The 21,604-nt window shown below is 60.3% G+C and carries 18 protein-coding genes; 5 read left to right on the forward strand and 13 right to left on the reverse strand.

The window, feature by feature from the left end; genetic code table 11:
* Nucleotides 1–33: 33 nt before the first annotated feature.
* The 3 genes from HMPREF3175_RS06975 to HMPREF3175_RS06985 are packed head-to-tail and all read left to right on the forward strand — an operon-like array spanning nt 34 to nt 3,124.
* Nucleotides 34–717 (forward strand): amino acid ABC transporter permease, encoded by a 684-nt coding sequence (locus tag HMPREF3175_RS06975; RefSeq protein WP_070491473.1) that lies wholly within the window; start codon nt 34–36, stop codon nt 715–717.
* A 2-nt stretch (nt 718–719) separates the two neighbouring features.
* Nucleotides 720–1,574 (forward strand): amino acid ABC transporter permease, encoded by an 855-nt coding sequence (locus HMPREF3175_RS06980; protein ID WP_052048345.1) that lies wholly within the window; start codon nt 720–722, stop codon nt 1,572–1,574.
* A gap of 56 nt (nt 1,575–1,630) precedes the next feature.
* Nucleotides 1,631–3,124: an MFS transporter gene (locus tag HMPREF3175_RS06985; RefSeq protein ID WP_370991845.1), complete on the forward strand. Its 1,494-nt coding sequence runs from the start codon at nt 1,631–1,633 to the stop codon at nt 3,122–3,124.
* A gap of 71 nt (nt 3,125–3,195) precedes the next feature.
* Here the strand turns inward: HMPREF3175_RS06985 and HMPREF3175_RS06990 are convergent, their stop codons facing one another.
* The 4 genes from HMPREF3175_RS06990 to HMPREF3175_RS07005 form a co-directional block, all read right to left on the reverse strand.
* Nucleotides 3,196–4,473: a citrate synthase gene (locus HMPREF3175_RS06990; protein WP_070491476.1), complete on the reverse strand. Its 1,278-nt coding sequence runs from the start codon at nt 4,471–4,473 to the stop codon at nt 3,196–3,198.
* Between the two features lie 242 nt (nt 4,474–4,715).
* On the reverse strand, nt 4,716–5,933 hold the full coding sequence (gene dapC, locus HMPREF3175_RS06995; RefSeq protein ID WP_070491477.1) for a succinyldiaminopimelate transaminase: 1,218 nt from the start codon (nt 5,931–5,933) through the stop codon (nt 4,716–4,718).
* Nucleotides 5,934–5,954: 21 nt separating this feature from the next.
* Nucleotides 5,955–6,278 (reverse strand): ferredoxin, encoded by a 324-nt coding sequence (gene fdxA, locus HMPREF3175_RS07000; RefSeq protein WP_035755451.1) that lies wholly within the window; start codon nt 6,276–6,278, stop codon nt 5,955–5,957.
* A 108-nt stretch (nt 6,279–6,386) separates the two neighbouring features.
* Entirely contained in the window at nt 6,387–7,460 is a 1,074-nt protein-coding gene (locus HMPREF3175_RS07005) for a DUF2332 domain-containing protein (protein ID WP_070491502.1), read from the reverse strand.
* Between the two features lie 209 nt (nt 7,461–7,669).
* On the opposite strand from HMPREF3175_RS07005, the gene HMPREF3175_RS10175 reads away from it, so the two are divergent.
* Complete coding sequence (locus HMPREF3175_RS10175; protein WP_141739895.1) at nt 7,670–8,017, forward strand: hypothetical protein; 348 nt, start codon at nt 7,670–7,672, stop codon at nt 8,015–8,017.
* On the opposite strand, the gene HMPREF3175_RS07015 is transcribed toward HMPREF3175_RS10175, so the two are convergent.
* The gene (locus HMPREF3175_RS07015; RefSeq protein WP_141739894.1) at nt 7,962–8,417 is read right to left on the reverse strand and encodes a hypothetical protein; all 456 of its coding nucleotides are present in this window, start codon (nt 8,415–8,417) and stop codon (nt 7,962–7,964) included. The two genes, HMPREF3175_RS10175 and HMPREF3175_RS07015, sit on opposite strands and share 56 nt — an antisense overlap.
* Nucleotides 8,418–8,460: 43 nt before the next feature.
* Nucleotides 8,461–10,359, reverse strand: coding sequence for a translational GTPase TypA (typA, locus tag HMPREF3175_RS07020; protein WP_070491481.1), 1,899 nt, complete (start codon nt 10,357–10,359; stop codon nt 8,461–8,463).
* Between the two features lie 124 nt (nt 10,360–10,483).
* Here typA and HMPREF3175_RS07025 point away from each other — a divergent pair, with 124 nt between their 5' ends.
* Nucleotides 10,484–11,116, forward strand: a complete 633-nt coding sequence (locus tag HMPREF3175_RS07025) for a hypothetical protein (protein WP_070491483.1) — start codon at nt 10,484–10,486, stop codon at nt 11,114–11,116.
* 87 nt (nt 11,117–11,203) lie between these two features.
* On the opposite strand, the gene HMPREF3175_RS07030 is transcribed toward HMPREF3175_RS07025, so the two are convergent.
* From HMPREF3175_RS07030 to HMPREF3175_RS07060, 7 genes are all read right to left on the reverse strand, one after another.
* The gene (locus HMPREF3175_RS07030; RefSeq protein WP_070491485.1) at nt 11,204–12,949 is read right to left on the reverse strand and encodes a dipeptide ABC transporter ATP-binding protein; all 1,746 of its coding nucleotides are present in this window, start codon (nt 12,947–12,949) and stop codon (nt 11,204–11,206) included.
* Complete coding sequence (locus HMPREF3175_RS07035) at nt 12,946–13,878, reverse strand: ABC transporter permease (RefSeq protein WP_070491487.1); 933 nt, start codon at nt 13,876–13,878, stop codon at nt 12,946–12,948. Before HMPREF3175_RS07035 ends, HMPREF3175_RS07030 begins: the two co-directional genes overlap by 4 nt.
* 6 nt (nt 13,879–13,884) lie before the next feature.
* Nucleotides 13,885–14,814, reverse strand: a complete 930-nt coding sequence (locus HMPREF3175_RS07040; protein ID WP_070491488.1) for an ABC transporter permease — start codon at nt 14,812–14,814, stop codon at nt 13,885–13,887.
* A 151-nt stretch (nt 14,815–14,965) separates the two neighbouring features.
* Complete coding sequence (locus tag HMPREF3175_RS07045) at nt 14,966–16,609, reverse strand: peptide ABC transporter substrate-binding protein (RefSeq protein ID WP_070491490.1); 1,644 nt, start codon at nt 16,607–16,609, stop codon at nt 14,966–14,968.
* A gap of 314 nt (nt 16,610–16,923) precedes the next feature.
* Complete coding sequence (locus tag HMPREF3175_RS07050; RefSeq protein ID WP_370991846.1) at nt 16,924–18,753, reverse strand: ABC transporter ATP-binding protein; 1,830 nt, start codon at nt 18,751–18,753, stop codon at nt 16,924–16,926.
* Nucleotides 18,750–19,958, reverse strand: a complete 1,209-nt coding sequence (locus tag HMPREF3175_RS07055; RefSeq protein ID WP_070491492.1) for an ABC transporter permease — start codon at nt 19,956–19,958, stop codon at nt 18,750–18,752. The genes HMPREF3175_RS07050 and HMPREF3175_RS07055 overlap by 4 nt, the downstream gene beginning before the upstream one ends.
* 79 nt (nt 19,959–20,037) lie before the next feature.
* Nucleotides 20,038–21,604 (reverse strand): ABC transporter permease (locus HMPREF3175_RS07060; RefSeq protein WP_370991847.1); only part of this gene is annotated, 1,567 nt, incomplete at its 5' end.

Here is a 21,604-nt window from a genome sequence, read left to right on the forward strand (position 1 = left end):
ACCCCTCCTACCTTGCAGACAAGGAGCGCTTAGATGGATGCGCTAGCCGAGTTCTGGCGAGTACTCACCGAAAATAGCGACATATATATCCGCGGCTTCCAGATGACCCTCTGGCTTTTTGTGGTCTCGGGCGCCGGTTCCCTCATCCTCGGCACCATTGTTGGTGCGATGCGGGTCTCCCCTGTGCCTGTGATGCGGGCGGTGGGTGCGTTCTATGTCAACGCGGTCCGTAACACGCCGTTGACGTTGATCCTCATGTTTTTCGCGCTTGGTTACCCCAAGCTCGCATCCAGCGATAGCTCGATTCTGCCTAAGTTGGATTTCGTTCAGCTCGCGATCGTCGGCTTGACGCTCTACACCGCAACCTATGTTGCTGAAGCGTTGCGTTCCGGCATCAACACTGTGCCGTTGGGGCAAGCGGAAGCCGCCCGCGCCGTCGGGCTCACGTTCGGCCAATCCATGACCCAAATCATTTTGCCGCAAGCGTTCCGGGCAACCGTTCCACCGATGTTCTCGGTGTTCATCGCATTGCTGAAGAACACGACGGTTGCAGCGGCTTTCGGTGTGGTCGAGGCCGGTACGATCCGCCAGTATCTCTCCGAACGCTCCGAACCGCAGCTGCAGGGCCTCATCTGGGTTGCCATCATCTTCGTGGCGCTCGTGATGATTCTCTCCGTAGTGCAGCGGTACTTCGAACGTAAGTGGAAGGTGGCATAACCATGGCGGCTTCAGTTCTCTACGATCAGCCTGGCCCGCGCGCCAAAGTCCGCAACCGCATCCTGGCGGTGGCCACCATCGTTGTGGTTGCAGGGATCGTGTGGTTCATCATCAGCCAGTTCGCGGCGGCCGGGCAGTTCGCGCCCCAAAAGTGGGCGTTCCTGCAGTCACCACGCATCATGCAGGGCTTTATCCAAGGCGCTGTGAATACGTTGACCGCGTTCGGGCTCGCGGCGGTGCTTTCGCTCGCGCTCGGGTTCATCCTTGCGGTCGGGCGGCTCTCGGATCACGCATGGGTGCGCGCAATCTTCTCATTCCTCGTTGAGACGTTCCGCGCCATCCCGCTGCTGATCCTCATGATGTTGCTGTACTACGGCCTACCAACGTTGGACATCAAGATGACGCCGTTCACCGCTGTCGTGATCGCGTTGACCGCCTACAACGGCTCGGTTCTGGCTGAGGCGATCCGCGCGGGCGTTGTTTCGCTACCGAAGGGTCAGGCGGAAGCCGCGTACGCGATCGGTATGCGTAAATATCAGGTCATGACGCTCATCTTGCTACCGCAGGCCGTGAAGTCGATGCTGCCGGTCATCATCTCCCAGCTCGTGGTGGCGCTCAAGGACACGGCACTTGGTTTCGTGATCACATACCAGGAGCTGCTGTATCAGGTGAAGCTTGTGGGCAACCAGATCTCGTTCGGCTACCCGTTGATCCCGGCGGCGATGGTCGGCGCCGTGATGTACATCGGTTTGTGCCTCATCCTCTCCGGTGTTGCCCGCTACGCCGAATACCGGATCAACAAGCAGCCAGGCACCAAGAAGGCTCGCGCGAAGATGGAGAACGTTCAAGTCACATAGCTGAATGCAGACGTTATGCCTGCGCTCTTATGTGAGCTGTGTGACATACTTTGTCCGTGACTAGTGACAATCAGGGATTCTCTACCGTTCAGCGCCACTTGCTTGTGGTGACGTTAATCCCCATGTTCATGACGCTTCTGAGCGTATCGATTGTCAACGTCATTCTCCCTTCCATCAAGCACACCTTCGAAGCTGATGATTCCCAGCTTCAATGGGTCGTCTCCGGTTACGCGCTAGCCTTCGGTGTGTTGCTGGTTGCGGCTGGCCGGACCGGCGATGTGTACGGCCGCGGCCGTCTGTTCGTGGCGGGCCTGGCCGTGTTCGGGCTGGGTTCGCTCTTGGCGGGGTTGGCCCCGAACACTGCGGTGCTCAACATTGCCCGCGCACTAACCGGACTGGGCTCCGGTGCACTGGGTCCGCAGATTATCGGGCTGATCCAACAGTTCTTTAGCGGAAGCAAACGCGGGCGCGCGTTCGGCCTCTTCGGCGCAGTCGTGGGTGTCTCCGTGGCGATCGGCCCGGTACTGGGCGGTGTGCTGATTGCTGTGTTTGGCGCGGAATGGGGTTGGCGCGCCTCGATCCTCATCAACGTCCCGATCGCGGCGTTCGCGATCCTGATGTCCAAGAAATGGTTCCCGGCAGGCGCTTGGGAGCCTGTTCCCGCAGCTGATCAACCGGCAGGCATCCAGCGTGAGGGCGTGGAGGTTTCAGGTGGCCGCGCGAAAGCTGACATCGACCCGGTGGGTATCACCCTGTTCGGTTTGTCGGTATTGCTGGTCATGTTGCCGTTTATGGAGGCCCGCGCTTCCGCGTGGTTCTGGGCCGCGCTGCCTGTAGGGCTCGTGTTGCTTGTGGTCTGGGTTTTCTGGGAACGCGCCTATGAACGCCGCGGCCGCTCCCCCATGGTGGACCTCAACCTCTTCAAAACGCGTTCTTTCGCCAACGGCGCCGCGCTGATCTCCGTACATTTCACCGGCATGCCGGCCATCTGGTTGTTGGTTGCGGTATATATGCAGAACGGCCACGGCGAATCCGCGCTCGCGGCCGGCTCAATCGGCTTGCCAGCTGCGATCATCTCCGCGGTGACGTCCGCGATCGCTGGCCGGCACATCGTGCGTTTAGGCCGCATCCTGGTGCTGACTGCGCAGTTCGTGGTGCTCGGTGGCCTGCTCGGGAGCATCCTGGTGATCTGGATGATCGAAACCTGGGACATTTCAGTGTGGTGGCTCATGCTGCCGCTCGCGTTCACCGGCGGCGCCCAAGGTGCCGTGATCAGCCCGAACCAGACCCTCACACTGGCCGATGTGCCAGTCCAGTACGCGGGTTCCGCCGGCGGGGTCATGCAGACCGGCCAGCGCGTCGGCACCGCGATCGGGCTCGCGCTGGTCACGGGTATCGTTTTCGCGAGTGTGGCGGCAACCGGCAACTGGGACCACGCCACAATGATCGGTTTCGCAACCGTGTTCGTGATCGGTTCACTGGCTACCGCGCTCAGCATGCTGGATCTCTACCAGTCCCGGAAAGAACGCCGGAACCGCTACGGGGCATAACTAGCTCTCCACATAACGAGAGAGGCGCCACCACGAAAACCGTGGTGGCGCCCTCTCGTTGAGGCTTTAGCTTACGCGTTCGGGTAGTCGCGCTGTGTGTAGCCGGTGTAGAGCTGGCGCGGACGGCCAATCTTACGCTCTGGGTCCTGCATCATTTCACGCCACTGAGCAATCCAGCCCGGCAAGCGGCCGATCGCGAACAGGACGGTGAACATCTTCTCTGGGAAGCCCATCGCCTTGTAGATCAGGCCCGTGTAGAAGTCCACGTTCGGGTAGAGCTTACGCTCGATGAAGTAATCATCGTTGAGCGCCTTCTCTTCCAGGGTCATCGCGATGTCGAGCAGCTCGTTGGAGCCGTGCTTCTTGAGGATGCGGTGTGCGGTCTCCTTGACGATCTTCGCGCGAGGATCATACGACTTGTAGACGCGGTGACCGAAGCCCATGAGGCGGATGCCGGCTTCCTTGTTCTTGACCTTCTCCATGAACTCGGACGGTTCGAGGCCTTCGGTCTGGATCTGCTTGAGCATGTGCAGAACCGCCTCGTTCGCGCCACCGTGGGCCGGGCCGAACAGAGCGTTGATGCCAGCGGATACGGAAGCGAACAGGTTCGCGTCAGCGGAACCAACCATGCGGACCGTGGAGGTCGAGCAGTTCTGTTCGTGGTCAGCGTGCAGAATCAGCAACTGGTCGAGTGCACGCACCGTCTCCGGGTCCAGCTCGTATGGCTCAGCTGGGTTAGCGAAGCACAAGCGGATGAAGTTCTCCACAAGGCTCAGCGAGTTATCCGGGTAGAGCAACGCTCGGCCGGTCGACTTCTTCAAAGCGTATGCGGCGATGACCGGGACTTTAGCCATGAGGCGGATCGTGGACAGCTCGATCTGTTCCTCATCGAAGGGGTCCAGAGAATCCTGGTACCACGTAGACAGCGCGGAAACAGCCGAGGACAGCAGCGGCATCGGGTGGGCGTCGCGTGGGAAGCCGTCGAAGAAGCTACGCATCTCCTCGTGCAGGAGGGTGCGGCGGCGAATGCTCTGATCCCATTCTTTATACTGCTCGGCGTTCGGGAGTTCGCCCTTGATCAACAGGTAGGAGGTCTCCAGGAAGTTCGACTTCTCAGCGAGCTGCTCGATCGGGTAGCCGCGGTAACGCAGGATCCCCTGCTCACCGTCGATAAAGGTGATGGCCGACTTCGTCGAGGCCGTGTTCATGTACCCCGGGTCATACGTGACTGCGCCGGTTTCTTTACGCAGCGGAGCGATTGCCAGGCCTTCGTTGCCTTCTGCCGCTTCCACAACGCCGAGGTCAAGCTGCTTCCCGGCATAGCTCAACTGTGCATTCGCATCAGTCATGTGGAGTGCCTCCTGAGTGAGATAGTTGACGTGCCGCGTGTAGCGCCGGTCACTTCCGGGCACACGGGTGGCTCCCTTATACCGTATCCTGTCCGCGCCACGGCTGCGAGCTGAGCGCGCTAATTTTGCCACAGGCTAAGCGCTCTTTTGCCGCACGCTAAGCACTCCAGCGCAATTCTGCAGGTACCCGTGTTAGTTCTTGAGGTGCCCAGGTTGGTTCAGACTGCCCGCCTGCATCGAGGTTACTTTAGCCGCTCTACCGCGGCTTGGATCCGTTCATCTGGTGCGGTGAGCGCGATGCGAACGTGCTGGGTTCCGTGCGGTCCATAGAACGCGCCGGGGCCGGCGATGATCCCGCGCTCGGCGAGCCAGCCGATGGTGTCCCAACAGTCCTCACCACGTGTGGCCCATAAGTACAGGCCGGCTTCTGAATGCTCGATGCTGAACCCGGCCGCCTCGAGCGCGTTCTTCAAGAGCTCACGGCGGGCACGGTAGAGGTTCTTCTGCTGCTTAACGTGCGCATCGTCGGCAAGACCTACCGTCATCGCGTGCTGGACCGGGCCGGGGATCATCATGCCCGCGTGTTTGCGGGTGTTGATGAGATCGGACATGAGTTCCGGGGCACCCGTGACGAACGCAGCGCGATATCCGGCGAGGTTGGACTGCTTGGACATCGAATAGATCCCCAGAAGCCCGGTGAGGTCTCCCCCATTGACGTCCGTGTCCAGGATCGAGGGAACAGAGTCTTCCCATTCGCCCCAGCCGAGTTCGGCATAACATTCATCCGAGGCGATGACCGCGCCGATCTCGCGGGCATCACGCACCCAACGGGCGAGCTCGCCACGGCTGAGCACCGAACCGGTCGGATTGCCCGGGGAATTCAGGTAGATCAGCTTCACGCGGGAACGTGTCGCGTCATCCAGCTCATCTAAAGAATCAGCTGAGACCGCCTCAGCACCAGCAAGCGTGGCTCCCACCGCGTACGTCGGGTACGCAACGCGGGGACACACCACCACATCAGTGTTTCCATGACCAGCGGCAGCATCTGCGCCAGCGGCGGCATCTGCGCCAGCGACGGCTTCCTCGCGACCGTGAGACCCCAACCCCAAGATGAGGGGCAGCCACGCGATGAACTCCTTGGAGCCCACCACCGGCATCACCATATCCGCGGTCACATCCGTGGCGTTGCGGCGGCGGCGCCACCATTGCGCGATCGCCTCCCGTAGCTCGGCCGTGCCTTGCGTTGTTGGGTAGCCCGGCGAATTCGTGGCCTCGGCGAGCGCGTCCTGCAGGATCTGGGGCGTCGGGTCCACCGGGGTGCCGATCGAAACGTCGACCACACCGTCGGGGTGGGCGTGCGCGCGCTCACGATACGGCGCTAGAAGCTCCCACGGATAGTCAGGAAGATGCAACCCGAACGATACGGATGGCTGGGCTGTTGACCGCTCAGATGTGCTCATGTGTTCCTTGTCCTGAGCGGTTCAGTCTTGGTTTTGCGGAGGTAGCGCGTCGATGAACGGGTGGTCGAAATCGAAGGCACCCGAACGGGCCGCACCGCCTGGGGAGCCGATCTCGTCGAAGAAGTCGACGTTGGCTTTGTAGTATTCCGCCCATTCTTCGGGTACATCGTCTTCGTAGTAGATGGCTTCCACGGGGCAGACCGGTTCGCACGCGCCGCAGTCAACGCACTCATCCGGGTGGATGTAGAGCATGCGGTTGCCTTCATAGATGCAGTCCACTGGGCATTCGTCAATGCACGCCTTGTCTTTCAAATCCACACAGGGCTGCGCAATGATGTAGGTCACGCTGGTCGCCTTACCTTTCCACGACTGGGATAGCGGTTGAAACTGTTGAGCCTCAGTTTAGTAGCCTGCGCCGTTGATGCCTAAAGTTTCCCCGGCGCTAAGGTGCGCTCAGAGGAAAGGATCAACCCGGCGTAATGCTTGGAAACTTTGCCCGTGGGTGCCGACCAGTGCCGCAGGCTTGCCGTTGACGGCCAGGGTGATGCGGTGGTCGAAAGGGGTTTTATGGCGTTGATCAACCCACGGCAGAACTCCGTAGGGTTCCGACGAGATCCAGGTGATGTTTGGGAATTCGGTCAGTGCTGCGCGGAAGGCTTCCCGGCGGTCTGGGCTGAGGTAGTACAAAACCCAGGTGTGGAAGACCACGATGCGGGCCTCGCGTGGCGCTTGCCGTATCAGATCCGGGATCGCTTCAACGAGGTCACCGGCAATGATTCGGGCGGGTTCGGCCAGCGCTATCTGGGCGGCGGCGTGGAGACGCCGCCTGCGTTCCTGGTGTTCTGGCCAGATGAGGGTTTCCAGCCACGCGAGCTCCTCCTCGCGTGCGAGGTTGAGCGGGTTGAGGTCTGCCCCTGCGCGGTAGGCAACCTCCGGGATGTGGTCTGGAACCCAGTCCGCGTCGATAGCGCACGGCAGGGTTACAGTGGATGGCCCAGCGTCCGGGTGGAGCTCGACTGTCTGCCCCGCAGTGGTCGTGTAGGCGTAGGAGTAGCGGTCCGGGTAGAGGCACAACCCGGCGCTCGCGCCGGCTTCGATCAGGGCGAGCGGCGCCTGCTCGTCAGCGGGCCGGGAACCCGCATCGGAGGCCGCGGCTGTGTTGGCTCCAGAGGTCGCGGTTGCTGGGGCATCCAGCCGGTGGAGCCGCGAGAGTATCGGTAGCATCGCGGCGCATCGGTTCGCCTCATTCGTTTGCGTTGCCCGCTGCAGAACTTCAGGCTTGACTTGTTCCCAGTTCTTCAACAGCCAGGTACGGAACTGTTCGTAGTCCCCTACCGGGGCACCGAGTAGCCGGGCGGATGCGAAGACGAGGTTCGGTTGGGTCTTCAAACCTGGCAGCTGGGCGATCAACTGCAACACAGCAGGGTCCTGGGCTACTCCCTGCGCCCATTGGTCATAAGTTGCGGAGATTCCCCGAGCCTCGGCCTCAGCAAAGTGGCGGTAGGTTTCCGCAATTGTGGCATGCATGCCCACCAGGGTAAGTTCCCTAGCCGTCTAGAACCCACCCGGGTGCAATATTTGTTCTTTTGGGAATATCTGCCCGCCGCGCATCGTGCGCCACCAGCCGCACCCTGCCGACGCACCGACACCGTCCTGACTCACCGGCACCGGCGATGCACCGGAACCGCCCCGAAGCATCGGCATGAGGCAAAGCGCGGCTGTGAGATGATCGCTGCATGGCTGATCTGTTTGATGCCCTCGGTGTTGGTGCGCGTGTTGTTGCACGCTATCGCTTGCCGGATGGCGTGCTGACGGATGCGCTGGGTGAGATCGTCTATATCGGGGCGGGCGAGGACTATGTGCCCGATGCCGACCGTCATGACGCGGCAGAGGCACAAACCCCTCACGCTGATGCGCCTGCCCTCGATACTGGCAAACAAGCGTCCGCTCCCGCTGGTGCGGGCAGGGTTGTTGTGGTGCGTACGCGGCGCGGCGATGTGGTGGTGCCGACCTCGCGCATCACTCACGCTAAGCCTGTTCCGCCTCCACCTCAAAGACGCGGGCCTCGCGCGCACGGCGGCTGAGGATTTTCAGCACGGCAAGCGAGGCGAGCACGGTGGCCAAGATCACGCCGATGAAGAGTGTCAGTGCGGCGATGTAGGCGCCGGGTGCGGCTTGGCGTGCGAACTCGTTGATCGGGGCGATCACAACGTTGGTTGTCGAAAGCGAGAGCGCCCCGATGGTCGCAAACGATATTGCCCCGATAGCTCCGGGTACCCAGGTGCGGCCGGCGAAGCTCCCCCACCACAGGCTCGCGGCGAACACTGCGAACGCTGAGAGCACGGAACCCCATGGGAGCACCACGAGCGTTTCGTTCACCAGGCCCGCCCAATAGTGGGTGTGCCACAGTACCGCGGAGATACCGGACATCAACCCCAACAGCACCGTCATGACCACAGTCACGATGGTTGACGGTCCCTTCACGGTTGGGCCCTTCACGGCTGGGGTTGACGCTCGGTCCGTGTGGTTAGTTCTTTGCACGTCTGCGGGCCTCGCGCATACGGTCGGCGGAGTTGAGGGTCACTTTGCGGATGCGGATCGCTTCCGGGGTTACCTCGACACATTCGTCTTCGGCAGCGAATTCGAGGGACTCTTCCAGCGTGAGCATGCGTGGCGGGGTGAGGCCTTCGAAGGAGTCAGCGGAAGCAGCGCGCATGTTGGTCTGCTTCTTCTCTTTAGTGATGTTGACTTCCATGTCTTCGTTGCGGGAGTTCTCCCCCACAACCATGCCTTCGTAGACTTCCTGGGTTGGTTGGACGAAGAACGTCATGCGTTCTTGAAGGTTGATCATCGCATACGGGGTGGCGACCCCTGCGCGGTCGGAGATGATCGAGCCGGTGTTGCGGTATTCGATGTCCCCTGCCCACGGTTCGTAGCCTGCGGAGATGGTGTTGGCGATGCCGGCGCCGTGGGTCAGTGTCAGGAAGGTGCTGCGGAAGCCGATGAGCCCGCGGGCTGGCACGGTGAAAACCATGCGGACCCAGCCGGAGCCGTGGTTGGTCATCTCCTGCATGCGTCCCTTACGGGCTGCAAGCAACTGTGTTACGCCACCGAGGTAGTCCTCCGGGGTGTCGATCGTGATTTCTTCCATCGGTTCGTGGACCTTGCCGTCGATCTCGCGGGTCAGAACCTGGGGCTTGCCGACCGTGAGTTCGAAGCCTTCGCGGCGCATCTGCTCCACGAGGATCGAAAGCGCGAGCTCGCCGCGGCCTTGGACCTCCCACGCATCCGGACGTTCGGTGGGTAGGACCTTGAGCGAGACGTTACCGATCAGTTCACGGTCGAGGCGGTCTTTGACTTGGCGGGCTGTGACTTTCGCGCCCTTGACGCGGCCTGCCAGCGGCGAGGTGTTGATACCGATGGTCATGGAGATCGCGGGATCGTCGATGTGGATCGCCGGTAGCGGGCGTGGATCGTTGGGGTCGGTGATGGTGTCACCGATCATGATGTTCTCGATGCCGGCTACAGCGACGATCTCGCCCGGGCCGGCTTCTTGAGCTGGGACGCGTTCGAGCCCGCGGGTCTCCAGCAGTTCGGTGATCTTGACCGAACGCTGTTCGCCCTGATGGATCCAGGCGACGTTTTGCCCCTTCTTCAGGGTTCCGCCGTGAATGCGCAAAAGTGCTAGACGTCCCAGGAACGGGGAGGCGTCAAGGTTGGTTACGTGCGCCTGGAGCACGCCGTCGTCTTCATAGGACGGTGCCGGGACGTGCTTCATGATGGTCTCGAAGAGCGGCTCGAGGTCTTCGCTGTTGGGAAGTTCACCGTCTGCTGGCTGTTCGAGCGAGGCGCGGCCGGCCTTACCGGACGCGTACACGACCGGTAGCTCCAGGATCGCGTCAATATCGAGGTCAGGGACCTCCTCGGAGATATCGGAGGCCAAGCCGAGCAAGAGGTCCATCGTTTCAGCAACAACGCCGTCGATGCGGGCGTCGGGGCGGTCTGTCTTGTTGACGACCAGGATCACTGGTTTGCGAGCTTCAAGGGTCTTGCGCAACACAAAGCGGGTCTGTGGAAGCGGTCCTTCAGAGGAGTCCACGAGCAGAACCACGCCGTCGACCATTGAGAGGCCGCGTTCCACTTCCCCACCAAAATCCGCGTGGCCTGGGGTATCGATCACGTTGATCGTTACGTCCTGACCATCCGAGGCCGGGCCGTTATAGAACACCGTGGTGTTCTTAGCGAGGATGGTGATCCCCTTTTCACGTTCGAGTTCACCAGAGTCCATCACGCGGTCTTCTTGTTCGCCGTGTGAAGCGAACGCTCCAGTGGTGCGGAGCATGGCATCAACCAGGGTGGTTTTGCCGTGATCAACGTGTGCAACGATCGCAACGTTGCGGAGGTCCTCGCGTGAGGCACGTGCCATAAGGGGTTCCTTGTCAGCTTGTTAGTGAGGCCGCCTTCCGGCAACCAGCGTCTATTGTCAACGTGCTTGCAAGTCTACTCTGGTGTTGCGCATCAAGTGCGGGATACATGGCACGATTATTCCTATGATCACTTCTCCGATGACGTTGACCCGTAGCGTGTCTGGCTGGATTCTTGGCATTGTGGTGCTTGCTTTCGGCGCCTTTGCCGCGATCGATGCGTTTGCGCGCGGATTTTTCTATACGGGTATTGCGACGTCTTTCGGCACGATGGCGTTGGTGATGCTGATCACGTGGACACTGATTTTGCCGAGGCTCGTGGTGGAGCCGGAGGCGGTTGTGGTCCATAACGCGACGAATGTGGTGAGGATCCCGTGGGCTAAGTTGCGGGAGGCGCAAGATGTGTATTTTGTTGAGCTAACAGATACCGATGGCGTGGTTACGCGCGTGTGGTCGGCCCCTGTTCAGGGCATGGGTCAGCGGCGTAAGGCTTTGCGTGCCAAGGCCGCTGATGCCGATTTGTTGCGTCATGGTGTTGATCCGAGCCAGGTTGAGGATCGTGCCGCTAAGCTGCGTGAGGGTCAAGGCATTTCTGCTCAGGTCATGCGGTATAAGGACGCCCAGTTGAAGGCTGTTGAGGCTGGTGAACTTGATGCCGATGCGGTCAACGCTGAGGTCACGAAAACATGGCTTTCGCTTCAGTGGATCATGTTCGGTGTGGTTGCGGTGGCCACGGTTGTGCTGTTGGTTATCGCTTAGCTCGTGAGTTTAAACCTCGTGAGTTTAAACGCTCTGGGGTGTTGACCGGTCACCGGTCAACACCCCGAAACGTTTAAGGGCTAGGCGCTAGCTGCCGAATACGAAGTCTCCACCTGGGATCGCTTCGAGCAGATCGCGCGTGTATTGCTGTTGCGGATTGTCAAAGACCTCGTCGGTGGAGGCTTGTTCAACCACCTGACCGTTCTTCATCACGGTGACCTGGTCAGCAACCATCCGCACTACCGCGAGGTCGTGGGTGATGAACAGGTAGGTCAGTCCAAGCTCGGTCTGCAGGTCTGCCAGCAGGTTGAGGACCTGCCCCTGAACAAGCACATCGAGCGCGGAGACAGCCTCATCGAGAACCAGCACCTCAGGCTTGAGCGAGAGCGCACGTGCGATCGCGATGCGCTGACGCTGACCGCCCGAAAGTTCACCTGGGTAACGGTTTGCTGTCGCTTTCGGAAGCGATACCTGATTCAGGAGTTCTTCGACCGTCTTGCGGCGGCTGCGGCGGTTGCCGATCTTATGGGTCTCAAGGGGTTCTTCGATAGAAGCACCGATCGAACGCATCGGGTCCAGGGTTCCGTATGGGTCCTGGAACACCGGCTGCACGCGGCGACGGAACGCGAGCAGATCCTTTTGCGGCCAGCTAGCAACGTCCTTGCCGTCGAAGGTCATGGTTCCGCTGGTGATGTCCTCAAGTTTGAGGAACATCTTCGCCAGCGTTGACTTACCGGAGCCCGATTCGCCGACCACGCCCATCGTGGTTCCTCGGGGGATCTGCAGCGAGACCTTGTCCACGGCCTTGAAATCGGTGGTTTTCAGGCCTTGTTCACGGATCTTGTACACCTTGGTGACGTCGGTGAATTCGATGAGTGGGTTCTCATCGGCTTGCTTGACGTCCGGGGTTTCCTCGTGGCGGCGCAACAGGGTCTTGTCTGCGCCCATCGCCGCGTCATCGCCCTCCTGAACACTTTGTATACGGCGGGAAGCAAGCGAGGGTGCCGCTGCGACGAGCCGCTTGGTGTACGGGTGCATCGGGTTGGCGAGGATCTCCTTGGAGTCGCCGTATTCGACAACTTGGCCCTTGTACATCACCACGAGTTTTTCTGCACGCTCGGCAGCTAGACCGAGGTCGTGGGTGATGAAGATGACCGAGGTCCCGTGTTCGCGGGTCAATTCGCCCAGGTGGTCGAGGATACGGCGCTGCACGGTGACGTCGAGGGCGGAGGTGGGTTCGTCAGCGACCAGCAGGCGCGGGTTCGCGGCCATACCGATGCCGATCAACACACGTTGCCGCATACCGCCAGAGAACTGGTGCGGATACTGCTTGAGGCGACCTTCAGGTTCCGGCAGGCCGGCTTCCTTGAGCACCTCGATGACGCGCTCGCGTGCAGCTTTTCCGCGTAGCGACGTGTTCGCTTCGATGGTCTCTTGGACCTGGAAGCCGATGTTCCACACCGGGTTGAGGTTGGACATCGGGTCCTGCGGGACGTAGCCGATTTCGCGGCCGCGGATGTCTTCGAGCTGCTTGCGTGGCGCCTTGGTGAGGTCGATGCCGTTGAAGGTCGCTTTACCGCCGGTGATGTTGCCGTTGGATGCGAGCAGCCCGAGGATCGCGGTCACGGACGTGGACTTACCGGAACCGGATTCACCAACGATTGCGAGGTTTTCGCCCTGAAAGAGCTCAAAGCTCACGCCACGCACTGCGTGCACTGGGCCCGCTTGCGTTGTGAAGGTGACTTCGAGGTCTTTGACGTCCAGCAGCGGAGTCCGCTCGTCCGGGTTCTCGGTGGCTGGCTGGGTGTTCTCGTTCATGTTCTGATCTTTCATCGGCGTGCCCTCGCCTTCGGGTCAAGCGCGTCTCGGACCACATCACCTAACAGCAGGAAGGACAGAACTGTGATGGCGAGTGCGCCTGCCGGATAGAACAGCAGGTTTGGCGCGGTGCGGATGACGTTCTGTGCCGTGGAGATGTCAAAGCCCCACGAAATAACCTCTGGCGGCAGACCCACGCCCAGGAAGGACAGGGTTGCTTCAGCGACGATGTAGGTACCCATGGACACGGTCGCAATCACGATGACGGGTGCCAGGGAGTTGGGGATCACGTGGCGGATGAGGTTCTTGCCGCGGGATACGCCGAGTGCGATGCCTGCGGTCACGAAGTCTTGCTGCTTGGCTGTGAGCACGGCGCCGCGCATGATGCGGGCGACTTGCGGCCAACCGAAGACTGCGAGCGTGAGCGAGAGCATCACCACACCGCGCCCGAATGGCGCGATCTGCATCATGACGATCGCGCCAAGTACGGATGGGATCGCGAAGAAGATGTCGCCGATACGGGAGATCACGGCATCAAGCCAACCACCGAAGTAGCCGGCGATAGCACCGATGGTTGCACCGATGAGGGTTGCAAGCGCTGTGGCGAGCAGGCCGACTGTCAGTGATGCGCGGGTTCCGTAGATCACCCGTGTGTAGACGTCGCAGCCTTGCTTGTCGAAGCCGAACGGATGTCCCGGGCTCGGCGCTGCCAGCGAGTTCTTAAGTTCGCATGCTGCACCAGCCGGGTCACCTGAGGTGAACAGTTGCGGGAACAGAGCAACGAAGATGATGAGCGCGACGAGCACAAGGCAGATCCACGTGATGACTCGTTTGCGCATGTCACGCCAAGCGTCTGACCAGACGCTTGTCGGTTTTGCGGAGACGTCGACTTCGTCGACGTTCTGCAGCGGGGTCTCTTCAATGGGGGCTACATAACGCTTCATGGAGCATCACTTCCCGTAACGAATGCGCGGGTCAAGCACCGCATAGAGGATATCGACCAGCAGGTTGGCGAGCATGAAGATGATCACCATGACCGCAACGAAGGACACCACGGTAGGGCCTTCTCCTCGGATAACCGCCTGGTAGACGGTGCCACCAACACCTGGGATGTTGAAGATACCTTCGGTGACGATCGCTCCGACCATGAGGGAGCCGAGGTCGATGCCGAGATAGGTCACCACTGGGATGAGGGAGTTACGCAGTACATGGACGCGGATCACACGGCCACGTGAGAGGCCCTTGGCGGTTGCGGTGCGGACGAAGTCGGCCCCGACGTTTTCTGCAACCGATGCTCTCGTTAGTCGTAGCACGTTGGCGATGGACACGGACGCCAGTACTGCTGCTGGCGCGATCATCTGCGTCCACGGTCCGTCGCCGGAGATGGATGGCGGGATGATCTGCCACTGCACGCCGAGGAAGTATTGGACCAAGAAACCGACAACGAAGGTTGGTACGGAGATCAGCAGCAGCGAGACGATAAGTGCCACGCTGTCGGTGATTCCGCCTTTACGCAAGCCGGCGACGAGGCCGAAGGTGATACCGATGATGGCCTCGAAGATGAGCGCGAGGATCGCCAGAGTCGCGGTGAGTGGGAACGCATCGGCCATGACCTCTGAGACCGGACGCCCGGTGTAGGTGGTGCCTAGGTCGCCGGTGAAGACGCCGCCGATCCAGATGAGGTATTGGACCAGGACAGGTTTATCGAGATTGTATTGTGCGCGAAGTTCTTGGATGACAGCCGGGGATGGCGCTTTGCCATCGAAGAGGGCCGCGATCGGGTCACCTGGCAACGCGAAGACCATCAAGTAGATCAATAGCGTTGCACCGAAGAAGACCGGGATCAGCTGTAGCAGTCGACGGCCGATGTACCAGAGCATGGGTGCCTCGGTTTCGGGGTTTGATGTTCAGGGTGTGTTCAAGTCTTACACGTGGTGTGGCTTAGACACGCGGACACCGCTGCGAGGGTTCCTTGCCCGCTCGCAGCGGTGTCAATGCGTGCTATGAAGCCCTATCACGCAGAGCTAAGCATTACTTGCTCTTGGTGACTTCCGTGTAGATCGGCACGGAATTCCAGCCGAATTCAACGTTGTCTACCTTGCTGCTCCAGACACCGTTGACGTTGTTGTACCAGAGTGGGATAGCCGGCAGGTCTTCGAGCAGGGTCGCCTGTGCCTTTGCGTAGAGCTCGTCCGCTTTCTCTGGGCTGTCAGCAGATCCAGCCTTCTTGAGGTAGCCGTCGAACTCCTTCGAGGTGTAGCGGCCGTAGTTCGAGCCAGCGCCGGTCTTGTAGAGCGGTGCGAGGAAGTTGACCTGCGACGGGTAGTCTGCCTGCCAGCCGGAGCGGGTTGCGCCGGTCATCTTGTCGTTATCCTGGTCATCCAGCAGGCCCTTGAAGGCCGGGTAGGACTTACCCTGAGCCTTGATGCCGAGGTTACGGGAGATCTGGTTGGAGAGGGCGTCTACCCATTCCTGGTGGCCACCGTCTGCGTTATAAGCAATGGTGAAGGTGCCGTCATACTTGCTGATCTTGTCAGCCTTTTCCCACAGCTCCTTGGCCTTGTCTGGGTTGAACTTCAGAACGTCGTTACCTTCGGCGTTTTTGCCCCAGTTGTCCCAGCCTTCAAGCACTGGGGAGCTGAAGTCGGATGCCGGGGTACGGGTTCCGTCGAAGAGGGTCTTGGTGATCTCTTCACGGTCGATAGCCATGGAGATAGCCTGGCGGCGCAGCTTGCCTTCTTCGTCGTTCTTGAAGTGATCCAGGTACTGCGGGATCGTGAACGACTGGAAGATCGCTGCAGGCTGGTTGACGTTGCGGCCGTCAAAATCTGCCTTGTAGGTCGCGAAGTTCGATGGGTCGATCTGGTCGAGAATGTCGAGGCGGTCGGCCTGGGTGTCAGCGTATGCGGTCTTCGGGGACTCGTAAAAGGTGATTTCCACGCCGCCGTTCTTTGGCTCGCGTGGACCCTTGTATGAATCAGACTTGACGAGCTTGACGCCCTGGTTGTGCTTCCATGCGCCTTCGGATTCGAACTTGTATGGGCCGTTGCCGACAGGGTTCTCGCCGAACTTCTTCATATCTTTGAAAGCGGACTCTGGAAGCGGAACGAACGCGGAGTAACCGATGCGCTTGAGGAAATCAGCTTCCGGGTTGTTGAGTTCAACCGTGAATTCAGTGTCAGATACCTTCTTCAAACCGGTGAGCTTGGCACCCTTCTTGTCTGCCGAATAGCCCTTGATGTTTTCGAAGAAGTACTGCCCGCCCTGCGCGTTAGCGACGTCTGCACCGTAGTTCCATGCCTTGATGAAGGAATCGGAGGTCACTGGGCTGCCGTCGGAAAACTTCAGTCCCTTCTTGAGTTTCACGGTCCAGACGGTGTTGTCATCGTTTGGTTCGATGGACTCTGCCTGGTCCATGCGTGGGGTGCCGTCAGCTTCGAAGGAAACCAGGCCGGAGAAAACCAGGTCGACGATCTTACCGCCACCAACCTCAGTGGTGTTGGTTGGGATCAACGGGTTCTGTGGCTCCACGCCGTTAGTGGTGATGATGGCATCTGGGTTGGCCTCCCCGCCACCCTTGGCGTTGCTACCTCCGCCGCCACCGCAAGCGGCCAAGCCGAGTGCGGAAATTGCGAGAACAGAAAGAGCGGAGATCGCCTTCCGGTTGTTCTTCACGTTTACCTCCCAAATGAATGGCTTCAGGAGGCAAGCCTATTGAGGAGGCCTGCCTCTGAGGCGCGAGTTAATGACTTATGCAGCCAACCCTAATTCGTAGGCTACATGCAGTCACCTTATAGGCAGGGAGTATATGTGAAGGAACGCAACAGCGGCGAGTCCTGAATACGCATGTTAGCCAATAAGTAGGTGCGGCCCCAGGGTTCTGACGTGTTTCGAATACTCGAAAGCACCTTGGAACCATGGGGCCACACCTATTAGTTATGGCGCGTTGCCGTTGTGGGCCTGGATCTCTTGAACGTCAGGGGCCTCGTTTAGCCGAGCTTCAGGCGTGCACGGCGGCGCGCCGCCTGCAGCTCTGGGTCTGGAACCGGCGCTGCCGCGAGCAGTTCACGCGTGTATTCCTCGCGAGGGTAGTGCAGCACTAGGTCAGCAGGACCTTGTTCAACGACCTTGCCTGCACGCATCACCACGACGTCGTCCGCGAGGTGATCCACCACCGCGAGGTCGTGGGATACGAACAGGCACGCGAAGCCGAATTCGTTCTGCAGCTCGGTCAGCATCTCCAGAACCACGGCCTGAACCGAAACGTCGAGCGCGGATGTCGGCTCGTCAGCGATCAGCAGGGTTGGATCCAAAGCGAGCGCACGGGCGATACCGACGCGCTGCTTCTGCCCGCCCGAGAGCTCATGCGGGTAGCGGTTGATGACGTCGGCTGGGAGCTTCACTGCATCCAGCAGCGTTTTGGCTCGCTCGATGCGTGACTTCTTGTCCCCTACCTTGTGCACAACCATCGGCTCGGTGATGCAGTCACCAATCGGGAACCGTGGATCCAGCGAGGCGGCTGGGTCCTGGAAGATCACGCCCATCTTCTTGCGCATCGCTTTAGCTTCGCGTCCGCGTAGCTTGGTGAGGTCCCTGCCACCGATGTGTAGCTCGCCTTCCGCGGTCGGCAGCAGGCCGAGCACAGCCTTAGCGAGCGTGGATTTACCGGAGCCGGACTCCCCCACCAGGGCCGTGGTGCGGCCCTTTGCGACGTTGAAGTTAGCGCCTTCAACGGCGCGGAACTTACCGCGGCGGACTTTATACTCAACAGCGACGTCATGGACAGAAACCACAACCTCATCGTTGGCACGTTCTTGTTCGATACGTGCGGTGAGTTCCGCGATTTCATCCCCCAAGTGGGAGCTGTCAATGTTGACGTCTTCGAGGCGCGGAACCGCTGCCAGCAGACGCTGAGTGTACGGGTGGCTCGGGTTCGTGAGAATCTCACGTGCCTCGCCCTGTTCCACAAGCTCGCCCATGAACATCACCGCAACACGGTCTGCGAGGTCCGCAACAACACCCATGTTGTGGGTGATCAGCAGGATCGCAACATCGAGGGTGTCTTTGAGCTCACGCAGAAGATCCAGGACCTCAGCCTGAACAGTCACGTCGAGTGCGGTGGTCGGTTCGTCCGCGATGATGACCTCAGGATCACACGCCAAAGCCATCGCGATCACGATGCGCTGACGCTGACCACCCGAGAATTGGTGCGGGTACTGTTTGATGCGCTTAGCGGCATCCGGGATACCTACGCGGTCGAGGAGCTCGACAGCTTTCTCAGTGGCTGCTTGACCGTACGCGACGTTGTGAACTTCCATCGCCTCGGTCAACTGTTTTTCGACCGTGAGCACCGGGTTGAGAGCGGTCATCGGCTCCTGGAAGACCATCGCTACTTTGGTTGCGCGCATACGGCGCATCTTCTCGGCTGGCAACCCGATCACCTGGGTTCCCGCAACGTGCGCTTCACCCCGGATCTCTGCTGTGTCAGCGAGCAAGCCCATAGCCGAAAGGCTCGTTACGGATTTACCGGAACCGGACTCGCCTACGAGCGCCAGGACTTCGCCGCGGCGTACATCGAGGGTGACGCCTTTGACTGCCTTGACGTGCGATTCGCTGGTGATGAAGTCGACCTTGAGGTTGTCGAATGACAACACAACTTCACCGTCACGGCTCTTTCGGGCAGCAGTAGACGCAATTGCAGGCGCCGTGCTGTCGGACGTGGCTGCGCAGTCAGTTGCGGACGTCGCGTCAGCGTTCACTGATGCTCCGGAGACGGCAGTGCTGTCCACGGGCTTGTTTGGGTCCGCGTGCTTGCTCACTTCTTGTCTCCTTCTGGGGTGTCTGGTTTGACGTCGTCCAGTGTAGGCGTCCCTTGGTCAGAGTCGTGCGCAATCGGCACTTCAGAGACCTCTTCGACCGTGTCCTTCTCAGACTTGGTGGTACCTGCGGTTGCGGTCTCGGTCTCCCATGCGCCACGGCGGTTTGCGCTGCCAGGGAAAATGAAGGACCACAGGGAACGCTTGCGGCGGCCTGCACCCTGGCGTGGGTCGAACGCGTCGCGCAGGCCGTCACCGATGAAGTTGATGGTCAAGGCGATCGTGAGGATCATCAGGCCCGGCCACCAGAACAGCCACGGGCGGGTCGTGAACGAGTTCTGGTAGGTGGAAATCAGCAGACCCAGCGAGGACTGTGGTGGACGTACACCGTAGCCGAGGTAGGACAGCGAGGTCTCGAGCAGCACGGCCGCGGCGATGGCCAGGGTCGCGTTCACGAGGATCGTGCCGACGGTGTTGGGGATGAGGTGCTTCATCACGATGCGGTTGGTCGATGCGCCCATCGCGCGCGCCGCGTCGATGAATTCGCGTTCACGTAGCGAGAGCACCTGGGAACGCACCAGACGTGAGAGGCCTGCCCACGAAACACAGCCGAGCAGGAGGCCGAGGAACCAGGGCGAGTTCACTGCCGACCCTGCGATGCGGCCGACGATCGCCGCGATGAGCAGCAGCGGGACAACGAAGAAGATGTCCGCGATACGCATGATGAGGCCGTCGATGAATCCGCGGAAGTAGCCGGAAATCGCGCCGAGCAGGGTTCCCAGTGCGGTCGAGACAACGCCAACGAGGACCGCGATGATGAGCGAAACCTGGGTTCCGCGCATCACGAGCGCGAAGTAGTCAACGCCGAGAGCGTCTTGTCCGAACCAGTGGGTTGCCGATGGTGCCCCACCGTCGACGATGTCGCCTTGTTCGATGTAGTCGAAGCGCCACCAGCCAGGGATCGTGATCCCGAATGCGGAGATTCCGATCGAGGTGATGGAGACAATGATGATGAACGCGAGAACGACCGCGGAGATCATCGCTGGCTTGTGGCGCAGGAAGCGCCGCAGAACCAGCTGCCCTTGGGATAGGGACTTAGTTTCTTTGCTCGCCAGGCGGGCATCTTCGATCGCGGAGATCGAGACGCGCTCATCGGTCGAGGCCTCGATGGTTTTATTGTTCTTGTTTTCTGGGGTGTTCTGAGTCATGTCCTATCCCCTTTCCGTGCGGGTCCGGTAGTGACGTGTGCGTGGGCATCCGCTGGGCGGTGTGCGTTACGCGGGGGCGTCATACTCGGATCCTCGGGTCGATGAGGGCGTAGATCACGTCAGCCAGGAGGTTGAAGAGCACGGCGATACCGCCTGTGACAACTACGAAAGCCATGACGGGGTTGGGGTCAACGTTGTTGAGGCCGGTCTGGAAGAGCTCACCCATGCCCTTCCAACCGAACACTTGCTCGGTGATGATCGCGCCGCCAATCAGGGCGGCGAAGTCCATCACCACAATGGTCACGATTGGGATGAGTGCGTTTCGGAATGCGTGGCGCAGGATCACGGTGCGCTCCGGTAAGCCTTTAGCGCGTGCGGTGCGGATGTAGTCCTGCGAGTTGATTTCCATCATGGTTGCGCGGGTGTAGCGCGAGTAGGAGGCGACGGAAACGACGGTCAACAGGATGGTTGGTAGCAGAATCTGCGAACCACGGTCGAGGGTTTGTAGCCAGAAGCCGCCTTCGAAGTTTGGCGTCTGGGAGCCGATCGTGGAGATCGGACGTGGCTTGGCTTCCAGGAATTCTGGCCACGCGTTGAAGATGTGCCAGATCATGGTGAGTGCCACACCTACGCCGACGGTTGCCAGCGATGCGCTGATGGCTTGGACGCGCAGGCGCCCACCGAGGAAGAAGCCGAGCAGCCACGGGACGGCGATCGCGAGCAAGAAACCGATGAACAGGATCAGCGCGGTTGGCTCGAGGAAGATGTTGTAGCCGGCGTAGAAGACGACCATGACAAGCACTGCACAGATGAGTGCTGGCAACAGGACGTGGCGGTGGCCTTCCTTGTTCTTGATACCGACGGCCGAGGAGGTCGCGAAGACAGCAACCCCGATCACGATGAGCGCGATGACCCACGGTGGCAAGGACGGGTAGCGCCAGAAGTCTTGTGCAGTGAAGGTGACCATCGCAACACCGACGATCACCGCGGTTGCGAGGAAGCTGAACAGGCGGCGTTTCCAGGCGCCTCCCATGAAGAGCTGGATCACGAAACCGGCTATGAGTGCTGTAAGGACCACTTGCATGGTTGAGAAGCTTGGGTCGGCTATCCAGTTGTTGTAGTTGATAGCCGCGTATTCCTTGAGCAGCACGGCCGCCCAGAACACTGGCAGGGAGAAGAACACGAAAGCGAGGAAGGTGACGATGTAGTCGAGGTCGGAGTACTGACGCACAGCGGTCAGAACACCGATGCCGATGCCGATCACGATCGCGAGGATCACAGAGAGCGTCACGAGGCGCAGGGTCGAGTCTGCTGCTGCCGCGAGGCGGGCTCCAACATCGTTTCCGTTGACATCAATACCGAGGTCGCACTGACCGATGAGGCAGGCCGAAGCGCCTTTGAGCCAGTCGAGGTATCGCAGACCCCATGGGGTGTCGAGTTGAAGGTTCCTGATGCGGGCTTCCATAGCCACGCGAACCTTAGGGTCGGATGCGAGTTCGCGCATCCCTGCTAGCGGGTCACCTGAGAATTGGATCAGTGCATAGACCACGAAGGTGGCTAGTAACAGGATCAGGACTGAGATACCCAGACGCCGGAGGATAAATGTCAGCACGGTCGAAGACCTTTCGGTTTCGTGCGAAGTGGAC

Source organism: Arthrobacter sp. HMSC08H08 (assembly GCF_001807575.1).
GTDB lineage: Bacteria > Actinomycetota > Actinomycetes > Actinomycetales > Micrococcaceae > Pseudoglutamicibacter > Pseudoglutamicibacter albus.

Bases quoted from the DNA above. Each gene is read 5' to 3' on its own strand.
- HMPREF3175_RS07035 (WP_070491487.1), bottom strand. From the start codon at position 13,878: ATGAAGCGTTATGTAGCCCCCATTGAAGAGACCCCGCTGCAGAACGTC.
- HMPREF3175_RS06975 (WP_070491473.1), top strand. From the start codon at position 34: ATGGATGCGCTAGCCGAGTTCTGGCGAGTACTCACCGAAAATAGCGAC.
- HMPREF3175_RS06980 (WP_052048345.1), top strand. From the start codon at position 720: ATGGCGGCTTCAGTTCTCTACGATCAGCCTGGCCCGCGCGCCAAAGTC.
- HMPREF3175_RS07025 (WP_070491483.1), top strand. From the start codon at position 10,484: ATGATCACTTCTCCGATGACGTTGACCCGTAGCGTGTCTGGCTGGATT.
- HMPREF3175_RS07055 (WP_070491492.1), bottom strand. From the start codon at position 19,958: ATGACTCAGAACACCCCAGAAAACAAGAACAATAAAACCATCGAGGCC.
- dapC (WP_070491477.1), bottom strand. From the start codon at position 5,933: ATGAGCACATCTGAGCGGTCAACAGCCCAGCCATCCGTATCGTTCGGG.
- HMPREF3175_RS10175 (WP_141739895.1), top strand. From the start codon at position 7,670: ATGGCTGATCTGTTTGATGCCCTCGGTGTTGGTGCGCGTGTTGTTGCA.
- HMPREF3175_RS06990 (WP_070491476.1), bottom strand. From the start codon at position 4,473: ATGACTGATGCGAATGCACAGTTGAGCTATGCCGGGAAGCAGCTTGAC.
- typA (WP_070491481.1), bottom strand. From the start codon at position 10,359: ATGGCACGTGCCTCACGCGAGGACCTCCGCAACGTTGCGATCGTTGCA.
- HMPREF3175_RS07040 (WP_070491488.1), bottom strand. From the start codon at position 14,814: ATGCTCTGGTACATCGGCCGTCGACTGCTACAGCTGATCCCGGTCTTC.
- HMPREF3175_RS07030 (WP_070491485.1), bottom strand. From the start codon at position 12,949: ATGAAAGATCAGAACATGAACGAGAACACCCAGCCAGCCACCGAGAAC.
- HMPREF3175_RS07005 (WP_070491502.1), bottom strand. From the start codon at position 7,460: ATGCATGCCACAATTGCGGAAACCTACCGCCACTTTGCTGAGGCCGAG.